General features: G+C 47.0%; 19 protein-coding genes. 6 read left to right on the top strand and 13 right to left on the bottom strand.

Translation table 11 applies throughout. The annotated features are described in order from the left end of the window. Nucleotides 1-635: 635 nt before the first annotated feature. On the bottom strand, nucleotides 636-2,057 hold the full coding sequence (locus MHN33_RS06430) for an alanine/glycine:cation symporter family protein (protein ID WP_239397189.1): 1,422 nt from the start codon (nucleotides 2,055-2,057) through the stop codon (nucleotides 636-638). 66 nt (nucleotides 2,058-2,123) lie between these two features. Further along, nucleotides 2,124-3,038, bottom strand: a complete 915-nt coding sequence (locus MHN33_RS06425) for an arginine deiminase-related protein (RefSeq protein WP_239397188.1) — start codon at nucleotides 3,036-3,038, stop codon at nucleotides 2,124-2,126. Nucleotides 3,039-3,095: 57 nt separating this feature from the next. Between MHN33_RS06425 and MHN33_RS06420 the strand changes: the two genes are divergently transcribed. Together MHN33_RS06420 and MHN33_RS06415 are read left to right on the top strand one after the other, a co-directional pair. Continuing rightward, on the top strand, nucleotides 3,096-4,967 hold the full coding sequence (locus tag MHN33_RS06420) for a molecular chaperone HscC (RefSeq protein WP_239397187.1): 1,872 nt from the start codon (nucleotides 3,096-3,098) through the stop codon (nucleotides 4,965-4,967). After that, nucleotides 4,960-5,721: a J domain-containing protein gene (locus MHN33_RS06415; protein WP_239397186.1), complete on the top strand. Its 762-nt coding sequence runs from the start codon at nucleotides 4,960-4,962 to the stop codon at nucleotides 5,719-5,721. Before MHN33_RS06420 ends, MHN33_RS06415 begins: the two co-directional genes overlap by 8 nt. Here the strand turns inward: MHN33_RS06415 and MHN33_RS06410 are convergent. Then, nucleotides 5,718-6,674 (bottom strand): bile acid:sodium symporter family protein, encoded by a 957-nt coding sequence (locus tag MHN33_RS06410; protein WP_239397185.1) that lies wholly within the window; start codon nucleotides 6,672-6,674, stop codon nucleotides 5,718-5,720. The genes MHN33_RS06415 and MHN33_RS06410 overlap by 4 nt on opposite strands. 141 nt (nucleotides 6,675-6,815) lie before the next feature. Here MHN33_RS06410 and MHN33_RS06405 point away from each other — a divergent pair, with 141 nt between their 5' ends. From MHN33_RS06405 to MHN33_RS06395, 3 genes are all read left to right on the top strand, one after another. Further along, nucleotides 6,816-7,790 carry a winged helix-turn-helix domain-containing protein gene (locus tag MHN33_RS06405; protein WP_239397184.1) on the top strand — a complete coding sequence of 325 codons (975 nt, stop codon included), beginning with the start codon at nucleotides 6,816-6,818 and terminating at the stop codon, nucleotides 7,788-7,790. A gap of 117 nt (nucleotides 7,791-7,907) precedes the next feature. Next, nucleotides 7,908-8,663, top strand: a complete 756-nt coding sequence (locus MHN33_RS06400; protein WP_239397183.1) for a DsbC family protein — start codon at nucleotides 7,908-7,910, stop codon at nucleotides 8,661-8,663. A 79-nt stretch (nucleotides 8,664-8,742) separates the two neighbouring features. Continuing rightward, nucleotides 8,743-11,004, top strand: a complete 2,262-nt coding sequence (locus MHN33_RS06395; protein ID WP_239397182.1) for a tetratricopeptide repeat protein — start codon at nucleotides 8,743-8,745, stop codon at nucleotides 11,002-11,004. Here the strand turns inward: MHN33_RS06395 and MHN33_RS06390 are convergent. Both MHN33_RS06390 and MHN33_RS06385 read right to left on the bottom strand, forming a co-directional pair. Further along, nucleotides 11,001-11,321, bottom strand: coding sequence for an antibiotic biosynthesis monooxygenase (locus tag MHN33_RS06390; RefSeq protein WP_239397181.1), 321 nt, complete (start codon nucleotides 11,319-11,321; stop codon nucleotides 11,001-11,003). The two genes, MHN33_RS06395 and MHN33_RS06390, sit on opposite strands and share 4 nt — an antisense overlap. Further along, complete coding sequence (locus tag MHN33_RS06385) at nucleotides 11,318-11,650, bottom strand: NIPSNAP family protein (RefSeq protein ID WP_239397180.1); 333 nt, start codon at nucleotides 11,648-11,650, stop codon at nucleotides 11,318-11,320. Before MHN33_RS06385 ends, MHN33_RS06390 begins: the two co-directional genes overlap by 4 nt. A gap of 81 nt (nucleotides 11,651-11,731) precedes the next feature. Here MHN33_RS06385 and MHN33_RS06380 point away from each other — a divergent pair, with 81 nt between their 5' ends. After that, on the top strand, nucleotides 11,732-12,442 hold the full coding sequence (locus tag MHN33_RS06380; RefSeq protein WP_239397179.1) for a helix-turn-helix transcriptional regulator: 711 nt from the start codon (nucleotides 11,732-11,734) through the stop codon (nucleotides 12,440-12,442). A 237-nt stretch (nucleotides 12,443-12,679) separates the two neighbouring features. Here MHN33_RS06380 and MHN33_RS06375 read toward each other — a convergent pair whose 3' ends face one another. Genes MHN33_RS06375 through MHN33_RS06340 form a run of 8 tightly spaced genes read right to left on the bottom strand, consistent with a single transcriptional unit; the run spans nucleotide 12,680 to nucleotide 21,122 of the window. Beyond that, nucleotides 12,680-13,873, bottom strand: a complete 1,194-nt coding sequence (locus MHN33_RS06375; protein ID WP_239397178.1) for an iron-containing redox enzyme family protein — start codon at nucleotides 13,871-13,873, stop codon at nucleotides 12,680-12,682. A 4-nt stretch (nucleotides 13,874-13,877) separates the two neighbouring features. Further along, nucleotides 13,878-14,837 carry a 2-phospho-L-lactate transferase gene (gene cofD, locus MHN33_RS06370; RefSeq protein ID WP_239397177.1) on the bottom strand — a complete coding sequence of 320 codons (960 nt, stop codon included), beginning with the start codon at nucleotides 14,835-14,837 and terminating at the stop codon, nucleotides 13,878-13,880. Then, nucleotides 14,830-15,594 (bottom strand): coenzyme F420-0:L-glutamate ligase, encoded by a 765-nt coding sequence (locus MHN33_RS06365; protein ID WP_239397176.1) that lies wholly within the window; start codon nucleotides 15,592-15,594, stop codon nucleotides 14,830-14,832. The genes cofD and MHN33_RS06365 overlap by 8 nt, the downstream gene beginning before the upstream one ends. Nucleotides 15,595-15,604: 10 nt before the next feature. Further along, nucleotides 15,605-16,258 carry an NADPH-dependent F420 reductase gene (npdG, locus tag MHN33_RS06360; RefSeq protein ID WP_239397175.1) on the bottom strand — a complete coding sequence of 218 codons (654 nt, stop codon included), beginning with the start codon at nucleotides 16,256-16,258 and terminating at the stop codon, nucleotides 15,605-15,607. A gap of 7 nt (nucleotides 16,259-16,265) precedes the next feature. Beyond that, nucleotides 16,266-16,742, bottom strand: a complete 477-nt coding sequence (locus MHN33_RS06355) for a nitroreductase/quinone reductase family protein (protein WP_239397174.1) — start codon at nucleotides 16,740-16,742, stop codon at nucleotides 16,266-16,268. Nucleotides 16,743-16,750: 8 nt separating this feature from the next. Next, a complete protein-coding gene (gene cofH / locus MHN33_RS06350) occupies nucleotides 16,751-19,135 on the bottom strand; it encodes a 5-amino-6-(D-ribitylamino)uracil--L-tyrosine 4-hydroxyphenyl transferase CofH (RefSeq protein WP_239397173.1) in 2,385 nt (794 codons plus the stop codon). Between the two features lie 49 nt (nucleotides 19,136-19,184). Continuing rightward, nucleotides 19,185-19,838: a 2-phospho-L-lactate guanylyltransferase gene (gene cofC, locus MHN33_RS06345; protein WP_239397172.1), complete on the bottom strand. Its 654-nt coding sequence runs from the start codon at nucleotides 19,836-19,838 to the stop codon at nucleotides 19,185-19,187. Nucleotides 19,839-19,841: 3 nt separating this feature from the next. Next, a complete protein-coding gene (locus MHN33_RS06340) occupies nucleotides 19,842-21,122 on the bottom strand; it encodes a DUF1302 domain-containing protein (RefSeq protein ID WP_239397171.1) in 1,281 nt (426 codons plus the stop codon). Between the last annotated feature and the right edge of the window lie 24 nt (nucleotides 21,123-21,146).

Here is a 21,146-nt window from a genome sequence, read left to right as displayed (position 1 = left end):
ATAAGCTCGGCTACTGCAACCAAACGCCAGGCTAAACTGCTGTATAACGGAGATACCGGCCCAGTGCCGGTAATACTTTTTCACCTTGCGTAAAGACCAAGCTAAAGCTTGACTTTACACGATAGCTGCGAAGCGTTGCTTCGGTCTTGACTAAGCTACGAGTGAGCACACATCCTTGTGGGGGGCTTCCGGTGACCAAAGTGACCAGAGCCTGGATCTCTAAAATGACTCATTTCACCTTGCGCAAAGACCAAGCTAAAGCTTGACTTTACACGATAACTGCGAAGCGTTGCTTCGGTCTTTATTATGCTACGAGTGGGCACACATCCATGTGGGGGCTTCCGGTGACCAAAGTGATCAGAGCCTGGATCTCTAAAATGACTCATTTCACCTTGCGCAAAGACCAAGCTAAAGCTTGACTTTACACCACAGTTCGCCAAAAAAGAGATACTTAATCTCTGGTACGAGTGGACACACCTCCTTGTGGAGGGCTTCCGGCTCACCCGTCCATGGGTGAGCGTTCAGCAAGCTGCGAAGCGTAGCTTCGGTCTTTATTATGGTACGAGTGGACACACATCCTTGTGGGGGGCCTCCGACTCGACGTCCATGTCTCGCGTTCGCCAAAAAAGAGATAATTAATCTCTTTTTTGGCTCACCCAAACATCTTTGTGTAAGTAGCCTTGATAGTTGACTTTGCTTGGGTCGAAATGGATTTTTTTCGCTGATTTTTGCTGGCGCTGATAGTCTTTTGTCAGGTTCATAATTGTCGGGGTGAGTTGGATGATGGCGTAGATGTTCACCAGGGTCATCAGGCCCAGGGCCATGTCGGCCAGGCTCCAGACTTGCTGCAAGGTGGCGCTGGCGCCCCATAACACCATGGCCAGATAAACAGCCGTGTAGCCGAGGCGTCCGGCTTGGTTGTCCAGCTTGAATAAGTGCAGGTTGCTTTCTGCATACGCGTAGTTGGCAACCACAGAGGTAAAAGCAAACAAGGTGATGGCGGCGGCTATCAGATAGTCGCCCGCTTCACCAAAATGTGCCTGCATGGCATTCTGGGTCAGGCTGATACCGGCCATTTCACCGCTGACTGGTAGCCCGGACAGCAGTACTACCACGGCGGTACAACTGCACAGCACCAGGGTATCGATAAAAACTCCCAGCATTTGCACATAACCCTGCGCCACCGGGTGATTGGGCACCGGCGTTGCGCCGGCTGCCGCATGGGGCACGCTGCCCGCACCCGCTTCGTTGGAATACAAACCGCGCTGAATGCCATTTTTAATGGCGGCCCCCAAAGCGCCGGCACCGGCTTCTGTGAGGCCAAATGCGGACTGGAAAATATCCAGCAACATGGCTGGCACCTGGGTAATATTGAGAACCAGAATCAACAGTGCGGTTGCCACAAACGCCAGGCCCATAAAGGGCACGATCAGCTCGGCAAAACGCGCAATACTGCGCAGGCCGCCATACACTATTGAGCCTGCCAGCACGGCGACCACCAGGCCTGTGTAGAGCGGATTTATGGCAAAGGTATTATTCAGCGCTTCGGCAATGGTATTGGCCTGCATGGCACTGAAACTAAAGCCGTAACCGAGGAATAAACACAGTGCAAACACCACGGCCAGTTTAGGTTTGCCAAGCCCCGCGCGGATATAATACGCCGGGCCGCCGCGAAATTCGCGATGTTCATCGCGCACTTTATAGAGCTGACCGAGCACACTCTCGGCAAAGCCGGTTGCCATACCCAGCAGAGCAATCACCCACATCCAGAACACCGCACCGCTGCCACCCAGCGAAATGGCCATCGCCACCCCCGCCAGGTTACCTGTGCCGACTCGCGCTGACAGGCCGGTGCATAATGCGGCAAAAGAGCTGATCCCCGAGCTGTCGCCGCTCATGCTGCCTTTCATCACACTGAACATATGACCAAAATGACGAAACTGCACCCATTTCAGTCGCCAGGAAAACCAGCATCCGGCGATCAGCAGCAGGTAAATGAGGATCTGACCCTGCCCCCACAAAAGATTGTTAATCGGGTCAACGATAAATGCCATCATAGTCACCTGCCTGTTGTTATTGTTGTTATTGTTGTTATGTTTATTATGTTTATTCAGCCGCTTGCGTTAGCGCCGGGACAAGTGAACACCCGCCAGCATACAACGTACCGAGCCCCCCGCCAGCTCAATGGCAGAAACCTCCAGCGGCAGCAAAGTGACACAGGACTCCAGCACCGCGATTTGCTCAGCCGTTAGCGCGTCATACGCTGTTTGCGACAACGCCAGCACCCGCCCTGCACTTGCGCTCAGTTCCAGTGCGTTACCGCAAAAAGCGTTGATCTGGGCTTCGCTCAAAGCGATTAGTTTTTTACCAGCCAGCTGCAAGCGGTGTTTGATTTCTGCGCGCCGCGCCGGGTCAACTATCATATCGAACCCGCCTAACGCATAGTCACTGCCCACACACAGCAGCACATTGGTGTGATAGACCGGCACGCCACCCTCACTGAGCGCCTCGAACACCATAGGCTCAAAATTAAAATGGCTACAGAACCGCTCCAGCACGTGGGAATCTGTACGTTTTGAGCGGGCGGTGTAGGCTACCCGCTCAATATGATCCAGCACCATAGCGCCGGTACCTTCCAAGAACAGGTTGTCATATTCCAGGCCAGAGTAATCAATCACATCCTGCACTCGATACTCGCGCTTTAACAACTCAATAATATCTGTGCGTCGCTCACGGCGGCGGTTTTTCGCATACATGGGATAGATGGCGATTTGCCCACCCGCATGGGTGGAAAACCAGTTGTTTGGAAACACCGAGTCGGGTGTATCTGTGCCTAAGTCTTCGAACAAGTGCACCCGCACACCAGCCTGCTCCAGCTGCTCGGCCGCCCGCGTGACCTGCTCGTAGGCCAGCTGGCTAACCCCGCCATCGAACTGCTGTGCCTGCGACTGAAAACTGTTGTCGGCGCGGGTTTCTTCATTGGGCAAAAAGTGGTGTGGCCGGATCATCACCACGGCACCGGGCGCTTGTGGAAACATAACTGAAATACCTCTAATACAAATACGGATAACACGCGCATTCATGGTCTGGCCAGGATGGCGTCATTCATACACCTAAACTTTGCAGGTGCACAGGCTAGACGCTCGCGCGCCTGGCATATTTTTTCATCTACCATCGCTCATAAAGAAAACAAACGCAAAAACTATTGCAGTGATTTACTCACTTACCCAAAGCCAATACACTATGCGCTGGATTTACAAACTCAGGAAGTAGTGATGATCACGGTAGGTATCGACTTAGGCACAACCAATAGCGCAATCAGTTACTGGGATGGTGAACAAAGTGTGTTAATTCCCAATTCGCTGGGCGACGCTCTGACCCCGTCGGTGGTTGGGATTGACAACAGCGGCGAGGTATTAGTAGGCAAAGCGGCTAAAGAGCGGCTGATCTCGCATCCACTACACACCACCGCCTTGTTTAAACGTTATATGGGTACCCAACGCACCGTGACTCTGGGTAAGCAACACTATAGCGCCGCCGAGTTATCCTCCCTGGTACTGAAATCGCTTAAAGCGGATGCCGAAGCGCAGCTAGCGCAACCCGTTACACAAGCCGTGATCAGCGTACCGGCCTACTTCAACGACTATCAGCGTAAGGCCACGAAACTGGCCGCAGAGCTGGCCGGATTGGAAGTGCTGCGCCTGATCAACGAACCCACCGCGGCGGCGCTGGCCTATGGCCTGCAATCACAAGAAGACGACACCCATTACCTGATCCTGGATTTGGGCGGCGGGACGTTTGATGTGACCATTTTGGAATACTTCGACAGGGTGATGGAAGTCAAAGCTTCGGCAGGCGACAACCACCTGGGCGGCGAAGACTTTACCAGCTTGCTGATCTCGGATTTTCTGCGTCAGCACCAGCTGCAACCGCAGCAGCTCAATGAGCATCAGCAGCAAAACCTGACCCGACTGATTGACGAGTGCAAATGCCGCTTAAGCGGCGAAAAACAACCGCATTTTGAAATAGAGCTGGCCGAGCAAACTCTGCGCTATGAGCTGAGCGAAGAGAAGATGCGCGAGATCTGCCAGCCACTGCTCAACCGCTTACTCACGCCCATTGAGCGGGCATTTAATGATGCCGGACTGAGCCCCTCAGACATTGATCACATTGTGATGGTCGGTGGTGCATCGCGCATGAACATCTATAAACAATGCCTTATCAAAGCACTCAAATGCTTTCCGACCACTCAGCTCGACCCGGATCGGGTGGTGGCGATGGGCGCCGGCATACAGGCGGGTCTGGTAGACAAAAATGAAGCTCTGGATGACGTGGTACTGACCGACGTCTCGGCGTTTAGCCTGGGGACCGGCACCCACAATGAGCACGACAGCGATGGTAAGGTTGGCAACTATTTTACCCCCATCATTGAGCGCAATACCGTATTGCCGTGCAGTAAAGAGGAGCTATTTTATCCTATTCATAAAGCGCAAAAACGCCTGCTGATGACCATTTATCAGGGTGAAAGCCGCTATGTGAAAAACAACATTAAGCTGGGTGAAATCGATGTGCCACTGCCCAAATCCGACAGCATCGACGACAAAATGGTGCGCGTGCGCTTTACTTACGATATCAGCGGCCTGCTGGATGTAGACATTACGGTGGAGCAAACCCAGCACACCATCAGCCAGACCTTTGAACAGTCTTCTTCGATGCTGTCAGACAAAGAAAAAGCCCAGCTGAAAGAGAAAATGCAAAAGCTCAAAGTACACCCCAGAGATCAGCAGCATAACCGCCTGCTGATGGCCAAACTGGAGCGCATTTACGAGCAAAGCCGTGCTCAGTACCGAGAGCAGGTAGCCGAGCTCATCAGCGTCTGGGAAGCGGCACTCGCAAGCCAGGACAGCCAACGTATTGAGCAAACCTATCAGGACATTACCCAATTTTTAAAAGAGTTAGGTGAATAAAGTGACAAACAATCCCTGGGACGTACTGGGCATTGAGCCCGGTGCAGACAAAAAGACCATCAAGCGTGCTTATACGAGCAAGCTCAAGCTATGCAAACCCGATGAAGATCCCGAAGGGTTTCAGCGACTAAGGGCAGCCTATGACGAAGCTTTGGCCCAACTGGAACAACAACCACAGCAACGCGTAAAGCTTGGTCCGGAGGAGGAGCCACCGGTTCAGGCCATCGAACAGGTAACCCCACAGAGCAACCCTCCAGTAGTTTTACCTGATATAACTGTACAACCTCATAGTGAGCCTGTGCAGACACACTTATCAGCACCCGATGACGGTGATCAACAAATGCAGGCGTTCGAAAAAGAACTGACAGAGCTGCTGGATAACGCCTACCGGCGCAACCAGCAAGGTGCCTGGCAACTGCTGATTGAGCACCCGGCCTGTGTGGATATGCAAAACCGCCGCACGGCATCTCATCGGGTATTTCATGCTGTACTGGATTTTCAAAAATCAGCGCGCGCGGAAGTCACCCCGCTGGATATTGAGATCCTGGTGTTTCTGAACCTGCACTTTGACTGGGCAGAAGATCAAGCGCTGGAGCAGCAGGTGGGCCATCCTGACTTTTACAATATGACCCACAAAGAAATGCCAGAGCCAGAAGTACGCATAGAGCCGGTGGGCGACACCAGCAACATCGCCAACCTGTTTATTGGCCTGACCATACTCTGTGCGCTGGGCCTGATCATGATTTCACTCTAAGCGTCTGGCACCTCATGTGGCGACGCGGCTGGCTGAGACGAACCTTCGCTGCTGCTTTTACGCCACCAGCTGGCCAGCACAGAGCCGCTGACATTGTGCCACACAGAAAACAAGGTGCCGGCCAGTGCACTGGCCGGGGCAAAGAACTTCATTGCCAGGGCAACCGCCAGCCCGGAGTTTTGCAGCCCCACTTCCAGCGCAATTGTTCGGCAGCTTTTCTCTGGTAACCCCGACTGCCTGGCCACCAGATAGCCAAGTGCTAACCCCGTCGTATTATGCAGCACCACAGCCAGTGCCACGATTGGCCCTATGGTTGGTAAGGTCGCCGCATTCAGTGCCACCACAATGGCAATTATCAACACAATGGCCGCGACTGAAAACAAAGGTAAAAGTGGCGCCAGGCGCTGTATCGGGGCACGAAAAAAGTGGTTCAGCAGCACACCCAGTACCACCGGGATCAGGACAATTTTAAACAGATTCAGCATCATGCCGGTGATCGGAATATCCACCACCTGCCCGGCCAGCAGTTCAACCAGTAACGGGGTCAGTACCACGCCAGCAAGGGTGCTGATGGCCGTCATGGAAATAGACAAGGCGACATCGCCTTTGGCCAGAAAACACATTACATTGCTGGCCGTGCCGCCAGCCACACACCCCACCAGCACCATGCCTAAGGTCAAATCGGCGTCAAACTGCAACAAGGTGGCTACCAGCAAAGCCACCAGCGGCATGACGCTAAACTGCAACACCAGGCCAATCAGCACCGCTTTGGGTTGCTTTAGTACATGACGAAAGTCCGCCGGGGTCAGGGTTAATCCCATGGTCAGCATAATAACGGCGAGCAAAGGAATGATGCTGGCTTTGAGCGCCACAAACGGCTCGGGAGTATAAAGGGCAAAGGCACTGAGCAAAATCGCCCAGAGCGGAAACAGTTGGATGGTTAAACGCAGCATATAAGGCGCTCTGTCTGGCAGTTAAGGTGGTTCAGTTATACCGCAATTACCGTGCAAAACAAATCCTGCCTCTGCGCTCGTATTTTTTACCCTGTGTGATAGAGTTAGGTCCAGTATCGTGGATTTATGCGAAGGACTGACATGGCCGAGTACCGCTTTTTATCTTATCGTTTTGATTGCCAGACACACACGTTAAAACAAGGCAAACAGCTACAGGAACTGCGCCCGAAAGCCGCCAAAGTGCTGTGTTACCTGCTACAAAATGCCAACACTGTGGTGACCAAACAGGAGATCATCGAAGCCGTCTGGGGCCATACACAGGTTCAGGACCATCGTTTATTTCAGCTGATCAGCGAACTCAGAAAACTCGCCCCCGAGCAGGATATGATCCGCACCTTCCCGAATCAGGGTTACTGCTGGCAAGTCAAAACGACCGTGATTTCATCGTCCTCTTCACGCCCTCTCATTGCCATGGCGGCTTCGGTCACGCTTATACTGGGCGCTGTTACCACCGCTTATCTGGGTAAGCTGAACCCGCCTGCTGCCACATCGGCCATGCTGCCGGCATTGTCGGCCTATCACAAGGCCATTGTGGCCTTTGAGCAGCAGGATTATGGCCATGCACAACAATGGCTAACGTTCAGCCTGCAAGAAAATCCGGATTCCGTTGAAGCACAACTGCTGATGGCCGAAACCTTGCTGCAATTAGATGAAACAACACAGGCACAGCATTATGCCAGCCAGGTTGTGCAACAAAGCCCCGTTAACAGTTATTACTTTTCGCAGGCAGCTGACGTGCTGAGCCGCCTTTATGCCAGCCAGGCCCGCTTTTCCGAAGCGCTGGACTTTGCCATTCAGGGACAACAAGCAATCGATGAGCAGGCGATTTGCAGCGCTGTGGTCATGCAACAGCGCATAGCCGATTTGATCTTAGCGCAGCCGGCACCCTTGCACTCCCCCACATTGCAAAATACCAGAGTGCAGCTGCTCACAACACCCGATACACACTCACAGCAGGCCACGCTGTGCAAGCAGCTGACCCAGCCGGGGCCGACTTCGATGCACCTATGCCCTGCAAGTCACGAGGTTCAGGCCGCTCGAGAGAAGCTAGCTTAACCCTCTGATTTTATTTCTTTGATAGAAGATTATAGATAGCTTAAGACGAATTTATAAGCCCTATTTAGCAGCACGCGTTATAACCGGTGTCACTTAATCACAACCGGAATAATCACCATGACTTTGTCCTGTACATTTTCGACTTTGCTGCTTGGTACCGCCCTGCTAAGTGCCTCTCCCCTGGCAGCTGACCCCGAGCACCGAGCCTCTGCAACACCAGCCAGCCCAATAGAACAAGCAAAAACAAAATTGCGGGCGCTGACGGGCACAGACATTGACTTTGAACTGCACCCCTACTCGGATGACTTTTATCGCCTCAATCTGGGCAATGAACACTTACTGCTGTCAAAAGATGGCAATTACCTGTTCAGCGGCCGTGTTATCGATGTGCGCAGCCGGGTGGATCATATTGCCAAAATACAGCAAATCGCCAACCAGCAGAGCATGGCCAACATTCCCTATGAGCAACTACTTACTTACCCGGCAAACAACGAGCAATATAGCATTACCGTGTTTACCGACATCGACTGCCCTTATTGTCGTAAGTTTCACAAAGAATTACCCGCGCTCAATCAGCTCGGCGTCACCGTTCATTATGTGATGCTCCCCAGAGGTCGTGCCGGCAGCCCGGCTTATGAAAAAACGGCGGCAACACTGTGCGCCGAGCGGCCTAATCAGGCCATGGATGCCGCCATGCGCAGCACGCCTGCACCGCTGCAAAATGCCCAGTGTAAACACTCACTGGATACCCAGGTCGCACTGGCCAGGCAATTTGGCTTTCAGTCCACGCCAACCATTTTGCTGCCAAATGGAGAAGCCTTACCAGGCTACGTACCGGCCAGGGAGCTGGTTGCGCGACTGGAAAAGCTTTAACTATTGAGAGCGCAGGATAAATCGGGTTAGTATGACAGCATAATTGGTTTGCACCATCGCGTGTTGCTCTGAGGATACCATGCTGGATAGTTGTCATACCCGTCGTAAATTTGGCTTTTTTTGTCCGCTGGCATGGCTGCGTGCAGGCACGTTAATGCTGCTGTTGACACTGTCCGGCATGCCGCCAGTGCAGGCTCAAAACAGCTCAGCAACCCCGCCCTCAGACGCGGTGCTGGTCGCACGCCAGCAATTCGCCCATGCTCAAACGCTCAGTACACAAGCTGCCATAGACGCCTATTTGTCACTGCTCGACATGCCCGTGCCCGAAGCGCCCGATATCCACCTTCAGGCCCTTGAATCCTTGTTTTTTTTGTATATACGGCAAGGGGATTATGAGGCGGCAAAGGCCACAGCAAGTCAGCTCTCCACCCGCTCGTCGCGGCTCGGAGATACATACTACCCGGTGTTTTCGAAGCTTTTGCTAGGTTACATAGAAGACCAGCAAAACCATTTTCCCCAGGCTGAGCAGCACTACCGAAATGCACTTGAGGATGCTCTGGCAATTGGTCATAACGAGTTAATGGCCAGGTCATATGAGCGAATATCTTCGGTTCTTCGGCGTCAGGATAAATATATCGAGGCACTGCAAATCGCTCAGCGCTCAACCAATGTGTTACGGGATCTCGGTGAAGACTTACTCTACCTCAGCGCATTGCAAAACCTGGGGATTATCCAGGCTATTTTAGGTGATTACACCACCGCTCTGGCGACTTTGACTCAGGTCTTTGAGCTGGCCACTAAACTGGATGATAGAGCGAGTATTGCCGATGCCTTATACGAGACGGGTGAAGTGTATCGGAAAATGGGTAACTTCGAGCAAGCTCTGCCACATTTTCAACAGGCTCATACACTTGATGAACAGGGCGGTAATAAATTACACATTGGCAACAGTGCCATGAAGATAGGCTATATCCAACTGGAACGTCAGGAATATGAGACTGCATTGCAGTATGCACGCAAAGCATACGCGCTGTATCTGGAGGTCGACTCAAAAACCGGCCAGGCCAGAGTACTTAATCTGCAAGGCTTAATTGCACTGAAGCAAAATAACCTCAGTGAAGCACAAACACATCTGGCGCAGGGGCTGGCACTGGCCAGCCAGCACCAGTTTGAGTCAATTGTGGTCCTGTTGCAGATCAGCACTATCAAGTTGGCGCAGGCACAACAACGCCATGAAGATGCCATCGAACTGAGCGACACAGCACTGGCTGCCGCCACTTCAATGCAGGACAAAAAACATCGACTTGAACTCCATGAGTTGCGCGCAATCTCTTTTGAGGCGCTCGAGTTACACCAGCAGGCACTGGCCGAAACTCAGGCTTACCACACATTGAGCGATGCCCTGGGGCAGAACCAGCATAATCTCACTCTTGCAGCCCTGCAAAGCAAAGTTGAGTTTATGCGCAAGCAGCAAGAAATTGAAAGCCTGAACCTGGACAGAGCGCTTCATCAGGCTGAACTCAGCCAGAGAGAGTGGCAGCTGCGCGCCTGGTGGTTGGCGTCTGCTGCCTTGTTTATTCTGATTTCGGCACTTGCCTATCGGCAGGTTAAAAAGCGCAAACTGGCGGCGGAGCGGGCAACCCTATTACAAGAAGTGGTGGATAAAAAGAATGCGATGCTGGCGGATGTGTCCCATGAGATCCGCACACCACTGACTGCCTTACAGTTACAGGTTGAGGCATTACAATTCAACATCGCTCAGGATGTAGACGCCTCCTACAACACCATCAACCGTAAGCTGTCGGATATCAACCGTCTTATTTCAGATATTCACCAGCTGGCAATGGCCGACTCACAAAGTTTGCACCTGAATCTGGTGCAATGTAACCTGACCGAAGTGATGGCACTGTGGGAGCAGGAGTTTGCTCAGTTTACGCACGGCAAAGGCTTTGACTGGGAAGCGCATATTCAGCTCAGCGGCGAAGTCACAATCAGCTGGGATGTCGATCGCATCAAGCAGGTGCTCACCAACTTGATCGCCAACAGCACCTTATACACAGATAAGCCAGGTAAACAGCGGCTAACGGTTTGGCAGCAACGCCAGCACATCCACATTACCCTGGAAGATACCGCACCGGGCGTTGCAGATGAGCACCTGAGCGACATATTTGAACGGCTATTCCGGGTCGAAAAATCTCGCAGCCGTCGCACTGGTGGCTCAGGTTTAGGTCTGGCTATTTGTAAAAGCCTGATTGAAGCACATCAGGGCACCATTTGTGCCCAGCACAGTGAGCTGGGCGGGTTGAAAATGGTGATTGAATTGCCTAAGATGGTTAGCTAAGGCACCTGCGCCCGGTCATGGCTGCCATAATCGCGCGACACCGTAGCCACGCGAATGCGATAATGCTCAAAGATGTGCTCCCGCCCCTGTTGCTGGGCTGCTCGATGCTCTACCTGCGTTCGCCATTGCTGCACCGCCGTCTCATCCCGCCAAAACGAGAGTGACAGTAACCGGCCGGAGTCGCTCAGGCTTTGATACCTTTCTATGGATATAAACCCGTCTATGTCTTGTAGCCTGGATTTAAGATCCGCCGCAACATCCAGATAAACCTGTCGTTTTTCTCTGTGCGGGGTCACTTCAAAAATAACGGCTATCACTGTACATTCACTCCCTGCAAAAACGTCTGCGGAGCACAGGATAGAAAGCTGCGTTTTTCCTGCAAAATAAAGCGCTCTTTAAGCGCAAAGTTAAAATTATCCCGGCCTTGCTGATCTGCCTTGAGCCGAACCCGATACACCTCGTATTCGGCCAGGCTGGCAAAATTGATCAAGCCATAAGCCACAAAATTGGTGCCTTCGTGTGGCAAAAAGTAACCAATCAGCTCTCCCCCGCATCGTGGGATGATCTCCCCCCAGTTTCGGGCATATTGCTCAAACAGCGCCAGTTTGCTCGGGTCTAACTGATATTCGATAAAACAAGTGATCATAGTGCATTGTCTCCTTTAGCGTTTTTAGGCACTATACCGATCACCTAATGCTTATGCTTCGGCCCACATCGAACTATTCCTATGCACGAACCCGACATCACCCTGATTGCCAGCTTAATTGGCGAGCCCGCCAGAGCCCGTATGCTCACCGCTCTCATGTCGGGTAAAGCTCTGACAGCAACGGAGCTGGCTTTAGAAGCCGAAATCACAGCCCAGACTGCCAGCAGTCACCTGGCCAAACTCGTCGACGGAGAACTAATCACCGTCCGCAAGCAGGGCAGACATAAATATTTTCAGTTAAAAAATCACGCTATTGCCGAGTTAATAGAACAGCTATTGTCTCTGAGTAATACAATTCCGGCATTGAAGTCGACGCTGGGTCCCCGGGACCCTTATCTCAGACGAGCCAGGATCTGCTATGATCACATCGCCGGTGAGCTGGGGGTAAAACTGTATGACGCTCTGGTCGCGGCGCAATATCTTCAGGATCAGCAAGCACAAACTCGTTTGACTGATGCCGGTTATCATTTTTTCTCCGGGTTGGGCGTATGTTTTAATACACTTGCGCGCAACAAACGGCCGCTTTGTAGATCTTGCCTGGACTGGAGCGAAAGACGAAACCACCTGGCCGGTAGTCTGGGACACTGGGTGTTAACCGATGCACTCGATAAGGGCTGGCTGATAAGAGTACCCAACTCAAGGGCTATTCAGTTTACCAAGTTTGGACAGCGTCAGTTTATTAACACATACAAACTACAACATTTACCTGACACTTGTACTCCTGCGAAGTAGATTAGTAATAGCAGCTTGTTATGTCATTGAATATATCAGTCGGAGGGGAAAAACTTAAAGGCAATTATTTAAGGCATAGCGCTTCAGTGAGCCATATTTATTCGCAATAACTCGCCAGACACAAGCAGCACAGGGCCTGCAATGCACCGCCTTGTCGTATGGTTACGGCAATAAAAAAGATCTTAACTGGCCCACCTAAGTGCACCGGTTAAGATCTGCAACATCACAATTTAGCACTTATTTGGCAATTTCTGCCCCTAAACCTTCAGGGTTCGCCCGATAGCTGGATTCGCTGTTACCTGAAAATTTACCTGTCAGGCCATAATCCGTGATAGCGAACACCTGGAGTGTTACCTCACCGGTATTCTCACTATGGTGATTCACCCAGCGCGGAACGTACACCAACTGCCCTGCAGATACATCGACGTGTTTATCCCCGATATGTACTCGGCCTTTTCCAGATAAAATGTAAAACACAGATTCATGTGCATGTCTGTGATTTTCATTTTTTGCGCCAACAGGGATCTCTAATAACCTTGGGTCCATCACTTCGCACCCGACATCAAATCTGGTAACATTAAAGTTTACTTGCGAGTCTGAACTTCTGCTGTAAAGATTAATACCGTTTTCAGAACTTAGCTCTGTAGTGAAACGTTCTACATTGTCCAATCTGGCATACGGCAAAGCCCCTTTTATATTCTGGAACAATGGCTCAAGCTTACGATGTTGTAAATCTTCGTACAATGAAGCAAAATATTTATCTCTCAAAGATAAGGCTTTGTTAATTGCCTCTTCGATCAATCGCATGCATTCTTGGCTATCATTCTCTTCATCGTTTAGCTGATCCAGAGCGATATTTTCTATGATTTCCGCGTGTCCATCATCACATTCAATATGCAGGCTTAAATACAATAGTTCTTCGTCTGGAACACCTAACTCTAATAGGCCATTATACCAAGCACTGTAGATATCTGGTACGATCCCTTCAGTTCCCCAACCAAGAAATGCCGCTGCCGATATACATTTGCCATTTTTAAGGAAATCCAAACAATCATTCAGATAGTTTACTGTATAGTCCTTAAAATCTACCTCGTCTGGTTCATTGACCAAAAATACATTTTTCAGCATTTTACGAATTAGATTAGAGTGACGGTTCTCCATATCTTCTTCGCCGGCTTCCTCCCACAAGTTATGAGAAATTTCGGCACGATACAGGTCACTCTCACAAGAAACCATCAGCGCAGACAAAAGGCGAGAGAAGTTCCTGGAATAATAAAAGTGCTGAGATATGACATAACCATAATCTTCAACAGATAATAACCCCTTCTGGCTAGCAACAATTAAAGGATTCTCCCACAGTGGGTGCTTTGAAACAAAATCCTTGAACCTGTCACCAATTTTTCTTTCACTTATTATTTTTGCATTATCCACAACATTACTCCGATTTATTATAGTTAAATATGTAGTTTTTAACTTCATTTGCCAAAGCAACTTTTTTGGCAGCATCATCCATATAAATATTACTTACAGAAACATCTATACCAAACTTTTCAATTTCTGACTTTAAATTTAAATCTTTATTATCGATAAAAATACATGTAGCCATCTCCTTATAATGTTCAGCAATGGATAAAACTGAAGTATCCAACCCCAATTCAGACATGATCTTTTTTGTTGGTCCTTTTATTGAATCACCTTGAATTATCGGAGAGATAACTACCACCGGAACACTTAACTCTGATAGCATTTTCTTTACGTCCTTGCATAGAAAAAATGCCTCCAAACTAAGGTATGGATTTGAAGGACAAACAATCACCCCTTTTAAATTATCACTTTCCAGTAGGGATAAAAATTGAGGATTAGGAAACTCTAAACCATCACCTTCAAATCTAATTTCTTCAACACTAGGCTCACATTTATTTTTTACAAAATAATCCTGAAAGGACAACTCACCAAATTCTTTAGTAACTACTTTTGTTGATATGGTTAAGTCACTTAATGGGTATATTTCATTTTCAACACCAAATGCATCACATAACTCCCTTGTTATACTGGTCAAACACTTTCCTTCTGATAATTGTGTTGTTCTGGCTATGTGTGTAGCTGCGTCTTTATCACCAATTTGAAACCAAGATGTTACTCCCAACTTTTCAAGTTGATTGTGTAACGTCCAGGTTTCATCTTGGAGTCCCCAACCTTTATCCTGATCATTAGAGCCAGACAAGGTATACATCAAAGTATCTATGTCTGGACAAATATAAAGTCCGTTATAAACAAAATCATCACCTGTATTAACAACAAACTTCACTCTTTCTTTTTCAAAGACTTGTGTTAATCCATAGGCCAGTTTAGCGCCTCCAACTCCGCCAGTTAGAGCAACAACATAATCACTCACGATCCATCGCACCTCTGATTAAATCCATTTCTTTGGTTCTGATAAGCGACTGAGAACCCTCCTGAGATTTTGAGTAATTTAATCCCTTTACAATAACAACGGGTATACTTTCATTTGACTGGCCCATTACCAGTGAAGCCGCTGCAGAAACCTCATCCGCTACTGCAACCTGAGTATTTTTTAAGGGCCGACCATAAATATCCGATTCCCCAGATAGATCTGACAAAGCCTCAATCCCTGCACTGCCAATAGAGAAACCCGTCACCCCATTTCTAAATGCACGACCACTGGAATCATTTATAATTACAGCCACTTCTTTTCCACTCATTTTATAAATAGACTCTCTAATTTCGCTAGCACTTGAGTCTGGGTCGCAAGGAAGCAGTAAAACTTCATCTTCACTATTGATATTTGACTGATCGATACCCGCATTTGCATGCACATAGCCGAGTTTATGCTCGACAATAATCAGACCATTGCTAACAACAACCAACTCCTTGCTTTCCTCCAGTACAGCTTGAGTATATTCAGGGCTTTTCCCTGTTTTAGCAGCTAAGCTAAACGCCTCTTCACTGACCGTGTAATCACCTAGACGCTTTTGCCTTCCTTCACTCTTAGAAATTATCTTTTGAGCGATAACAATTATGTCTCCATCCTCTACTGAAATCCCTTCCTCTTTGCATGAATCCAATATAATGGAAGAAATTACATCTCCACATTTTATAAAAGGCATCCTTTTAATTGGTATAACTTCCATATCAGCCCCCTTATAAGTTAAACGCAACACCCGCTGATTTTGATTTGTATTGTTTGTTAAGCCCAATCAAGATTGGAGTCAAACTTTCAGACGCTACTGAGTTATCTATTCCACCGCCGTAAAGTGCATTAATACCAATAGACTTCGAAATATTAATAATTTCATCACAGGCATCAAATTCATCTCCAGTAATGAGCACATCACATGAAACTCCCTGGTCACTGAACAGACTTGCTGCGGCGACATTGTGGAACCCGGATACGACCTTAACGTTGTCACCAAGCGCCAACTGAGCCTGTTTACCTGCAGAACCTGCACTGACAATTCTAACTTTGGTTATATTTTTAGGCTCCAATGGAACAGACGTATCAACAAGTATCTTGCCCTGTAGCTCCGCGCTCACCATTTCCAATACACTTAATTGGGAAGCAAAAGGAACTGTCAAAAATACCACATCAGAAAATCTGCAAGCGCCTACATAATCTGATGCAAACGCATTCTCACCACATTCTTTCGGTAATTTTTCTTTAAGAAACTCGATTGTGGAATCAGCCTTTTCTTGACTTCTTGTCCCTAAACAAACTTGGTAATTTGATTTAAGTAGCCTATATGCTAACCCTTTTCCCAAACTACCAGTTCCACCTATTATAGAAATTTTATTCATTATATTTTTACTCTACTGGTTTCAAGACATAAAGTGGTATTTTTCTAACACCTTCTGCACGTGAAAGACAATTCTCATATTCTGAGAACACTTCAATTAATTTAGGCCAATATTTTTTCTCCTCATTTTCATCAGCAACTGTCACAAGCATCTTCCTCTTTAAACTTCCTATCTGCATTGAAACATTTGGTTGCTTCTCAACATTTAACTGCCATACAGGTGGTTTCCTCATTCCCAGCTTAGTAGGCGTTATAACGACATATTCTTTATCTTCTATGTATATCAGCGGCGTGTGACGTTCAGCCCCACTCTTATGACCAACCGTTGTCAAAATGGCAACGGGCGCTCCCATGAAAGTATTCATTAACCTTCCGCCGGTTTTTCGATATACAAAAACTTGTAGCTTGGCCATCCATTTAACCAAATTTAAAACTATTTTTTCTTGAGATTTGCCAAACGGCTTTGCTTTTACATTATCACTCACAGGACCTCCTACAATTTAAACGTATATAAGCTATTTTCCACTTGCTTATTTAATGGAAAAACATCATTTATTACGCCATAAAGCGTGTTTCTTTTTACTGGCACCCTGCCCATTTCATAAATAATGCTTAGCATTCTCTCTTCCGAAAAAAGTTGACCATGCTTAGCGCCCGCAGCGCGTGTTATACTTTCACTCATTAACGTGCCACCCAGATCATTTGCGCCCGCATTCAGGCAAGCTTTGATACCTTCCTCTCCCAACTTGACCCAAGAAGCCTGTATATTTGGCAAAGTTTCGGCAAAAACCAGACGCGAAACTGCATGCATTAAAATAACTTCTCTGGTTGTCGGCCCTTTTCTTGCTTCACCACGTTTAAACATTGGAGACTCCTGTGCAACAAAAGGTAAAGGCACAAACTCGGTGAAACCACCGGTTCTTTGTTGTAGCCTTAAAATAGCTAACAGGTGTTTCGCCCAACTCGCGTAACGCTCAATGTGACCAAACATGATTGTTGATGTGGTTTTCAACCCTTGTTGATGTGCCGCCTCAATGATGTCCAGCCACTGCTGAGATGAGACTTTGTCAATGCATAAGGTTTCTCTGACTTCATCGTCCAAAATCTCAGCAGCAGTGCCGGGTAAACTCGCTAACCCTCTTTGTTTAAGCATCTTAATAAAGCTACTTACACTTACCCCTAAGCTCTGGGCCCCATGAAATACTTCGAGTGGTGAAAAAGCGTGAATATGAAGATCGGGAAGCGCTGTATGAATGGCTTCACACACGTTCAGATAATGCGATCCGGTATATTTGGGGTGTATCCCTCCTTGTAAGCACACTTCAGTGGCCCCTTTCTCCCACGCCTCTTGTGCCAGTTCTACAATGCGAGGGAAGCTCATATCATAAGGACGCTCTCGTAACTCCTCACTGACCTTTCCCTTTGAGAAAGCGCAGAACTTACATTTATAAAAGCAAATATTGGTATAGTTAATATTTCTATTATTTACGTAGCTAACCGATTCTCCCGCTATCTCTTTACGCATCCTGTCTGCTGCGCTGCATACATAGGTAAATTCCGCGCCCCGACTCGCAAACAGGTAAGCAATCTCTTGTTCCGTAATGGGTTTACGATCTATGCATTTGGCAATGATATCCTTGAGCTTCGGAGAAATATCCTGATCTGAATCAGCGTTCATCTGTGCCAGGGTTGACCTTGACATATTAAGTTCTGAACCAGCATGCCATTGCTCAGCTCTTGCCAGACCCTGGCTGTCACTGAACCTGTAAATTCCAGGTCGAATCGCTTCATCACTCCACTTTTCCAGCTGCATGATGTATTCCGGATATATGGTCAACCGCTCCTGTAACAACTTGCCAGCATGCGCAGTATTCAGGCTGAGCATTTCTAACTCAGGCCAGGGCGCTTCTGGGTTAACATGATCCGGTGTCAACGGTGACACTCCCCCCCAATCAGAAATACCCGCTTTGATAATCTGTTCCATGCTATCTGGTGACAAGTTGGGTGGGGCCTGAATTGAAATATCAGGTCCTAAAATCAATCTCGCTATCGCAATCGTCCAGCAAAGCTCTCTGGCACTCGGTGCCTTAACGGCATGCATTTTGGTGTCAGCTTTTGGCTTAAAGTTCTGAATTATTACTTCTTGGATATGATGATATTTATCATTTAATGCCTTGATCTTTAATAATGAGTCAATGCGTTCTTTACGAGTTTCTCCGATACCGACCAGTATTCCAGTGGTAAACGGAATATTTAGCTTTCCAGCGGTTTCAATTGTCTCAAGTCGGCGACTGGGATGCTTGTCTGGAGAACCGTAATGAGGCATGCCTTTCTCGCACAACCTCTCGGAGGCACTTTCCAACATTAACCCCATTGAAGCACAGCACGATCTGAGCTTGATCATTTCCTCTTCAGTCATGCAACCCACATTCAGGTGGGGCAATAAGCCACTTGATTCATATACCTTATTGGCAACATGAGCAACGTAATCCAGGGTTGAAGTAAAGCCCATATTTTCCAGCGCCTGGAGAGCCACTTTGTACCTTAATTCGGGTTTTTCGCCCAGTGTAAACAGGGCTTCTTTACATCCCAACTTCGCTCCATTGAGGGCGATTTCAACCGCTTCTTCGACAGGCATATATGCTTGCTCGATGACTCTAGGTGACTTGGCAAATGTACAGTAGTGGCAAACATCACGACATAACTTAGTCAAAGGTAAAAATACCTTCTTTGAATAAGTAATTACATTTCTATAGTTAAGATCTCTCAGTTGCTGAGAGCGATTGAGTAATTCTTCAAAATTATCATCTTGCAGATATTTATTTAACTCTTCACATGACAATTCTTGCTGCCACAACTCAATTCCCTGCCCTTGCATATGAACCTCTTAGCACTTCTATTTATATAGTTATAATTAAAAAAGAATTTTAGAAAACCATTTCCCTACTAACAACCTCGGATAAAACAAGCCCAACTTCGTCATTCAAAACACCCCCATTCATAATGAATTCAATATCACTTACATTATCTAAATCCATGGAGATATTATAATTTTCAAAAACACCAACTTTAACACCATTACTTCTAGCAAAATCAACATGCTTAGCAAAGCTATCAATTCCAAATCTCATTTTCATTTTTGTAGGAAGAGACAAAACCAGAGCATTGGTGCCTATTTTTTTATTATCCGGAACAACTATTACATCATTATTATTAAATAAGTAATAATTAACCAATGACAGCACATCAAATTCATTAACCAAAGGTAGATCACCTGGTAATATGATAATTTCACTAACCTTACGTTTAGACAAAACAGATAGCGCATATTCAATTGACTCATTAAGCCCTTGAAACACATTACTCTCTATATAACTCACATTGATTTTTCTGCACATCTCAATAACAAAGCCATCATCGCTCACTATATAGATATCATTTATTGCATCTAACTTTTTTAACTCGTTGACAAGCCCATCGAGCATACCGATGACGATTCTTCTCCGCTCACCTAATGAGAGATGAGATGACAATCTAGATTTTACAAATTTAAGATTCTTAATTGGTATTAAAACATCCATAAATCACCAGTAATAACGAACTCTAAGATAAATATTGTCATTATAATCAAACTGAGAAAACTTAGTGTTATTACGCTCGCCATCAAAAACATTAAAACCTAACACACCTCTCAATCTATCATTGACTCTAACCTGCAAATTCCCTTGTAAATATGCATCATCTTGATTTGGAGATGCCTGAATAAATATATAACCACTATATTCATCATTTAACCCTCCAAATGACAATTTAAAAGAGACCTGACTCCGTGTTTTATCAATATCAAGCCCCAGCCTATCGATCACCTCACTCCCACTGTCCTTCTCTACATAGAGCTGAGTTGCAAAGTTAACCTCCGGAAAAATCTCAAACTCATAACCAGCCAATGCCCTTAACTGAGAGTTAATCATATGGATCTTGTTCTGATTTTCTGTATCAGAAACGGAGTAGTCACTTACTTCAATATTAGCCAGGCCCCCAAATAAAGGCGCTCTAATGCTGGCTCCAAAGCTATTTAGCGCTGGAAAAAAGCGCTCAGAGGTGCTTAACTCAGTACCAAATGGCTGCTTTAAGTATCCGTCATGAAAGTACAGCGACCATTCAACTGAACCTTGATTCCCATAAATCCTTGCCGCATATTCTCTCTTATCGTTTACTTCAGCATGCAAGATATCATTTTCGCCAACGACATCTGATTTTTCAGAATTAAAATAACTAAAGTATTCACCATTGATATAATCGTCTGGTTCGAAACTCTCAATAGCAACCAGATCTAGATTGAAGTAACTAAAACCGCCATCCAATCTGAGTGCATTTATCGGTTTCTTTAAGTAGTCGATATCTTGACTAAGTAAAAGTGCTCTCCAATTTTTTGGAAAGAGATCATTTAAGAAGACTTGATCCCCTGTTCCCCAAGAAATAACCTGCCTACCTAACTTAACCTGAAGGTTATCCAGGACATACTTTTGATAGTAAGCTTCTCTTAACTCAAAATCAGTTTCCTGAAACCTGTCGTTATAACTAACATCAGCTTTCAATTTGAACAGAGACTCATCAAATGTAAAATCCCCTGACACCCTCGCTGTATATATTCCATAGTCCTTATAGCTATATCGATCTTCAGGATCTAGAAACCGGCTACCAAGAAATTCTAAGAATCCATACAACTCTAAATCATTCTGCTCTTCTGCTGATTCAAACTCATCCCATTCAGAAAATTCATCATCAACCTCATTGGCTAGAGATTCAAAACAACAGAATAAGAACAAAAAAGCCATTAAATAACGATATTCTTTGAGTAACATTGAGCACCTAATAAAAACAGAAAA

This window comes from Pseudoalteromonas sp. OOF1S-7, assembly GCF_022347765.1.
Classification (GTDB): domain Bacteria; phylum Pseudomonadota; class Gammaproteobacteria; order Enterobacterales; family Alteromonadaceae; genus Pseudoalteromonas.
The sequence above is the reverse complement of the archived record's forward strand: the minus strand, read 5'-3'. Positions and strand labels throughout refer to the sequence as shown.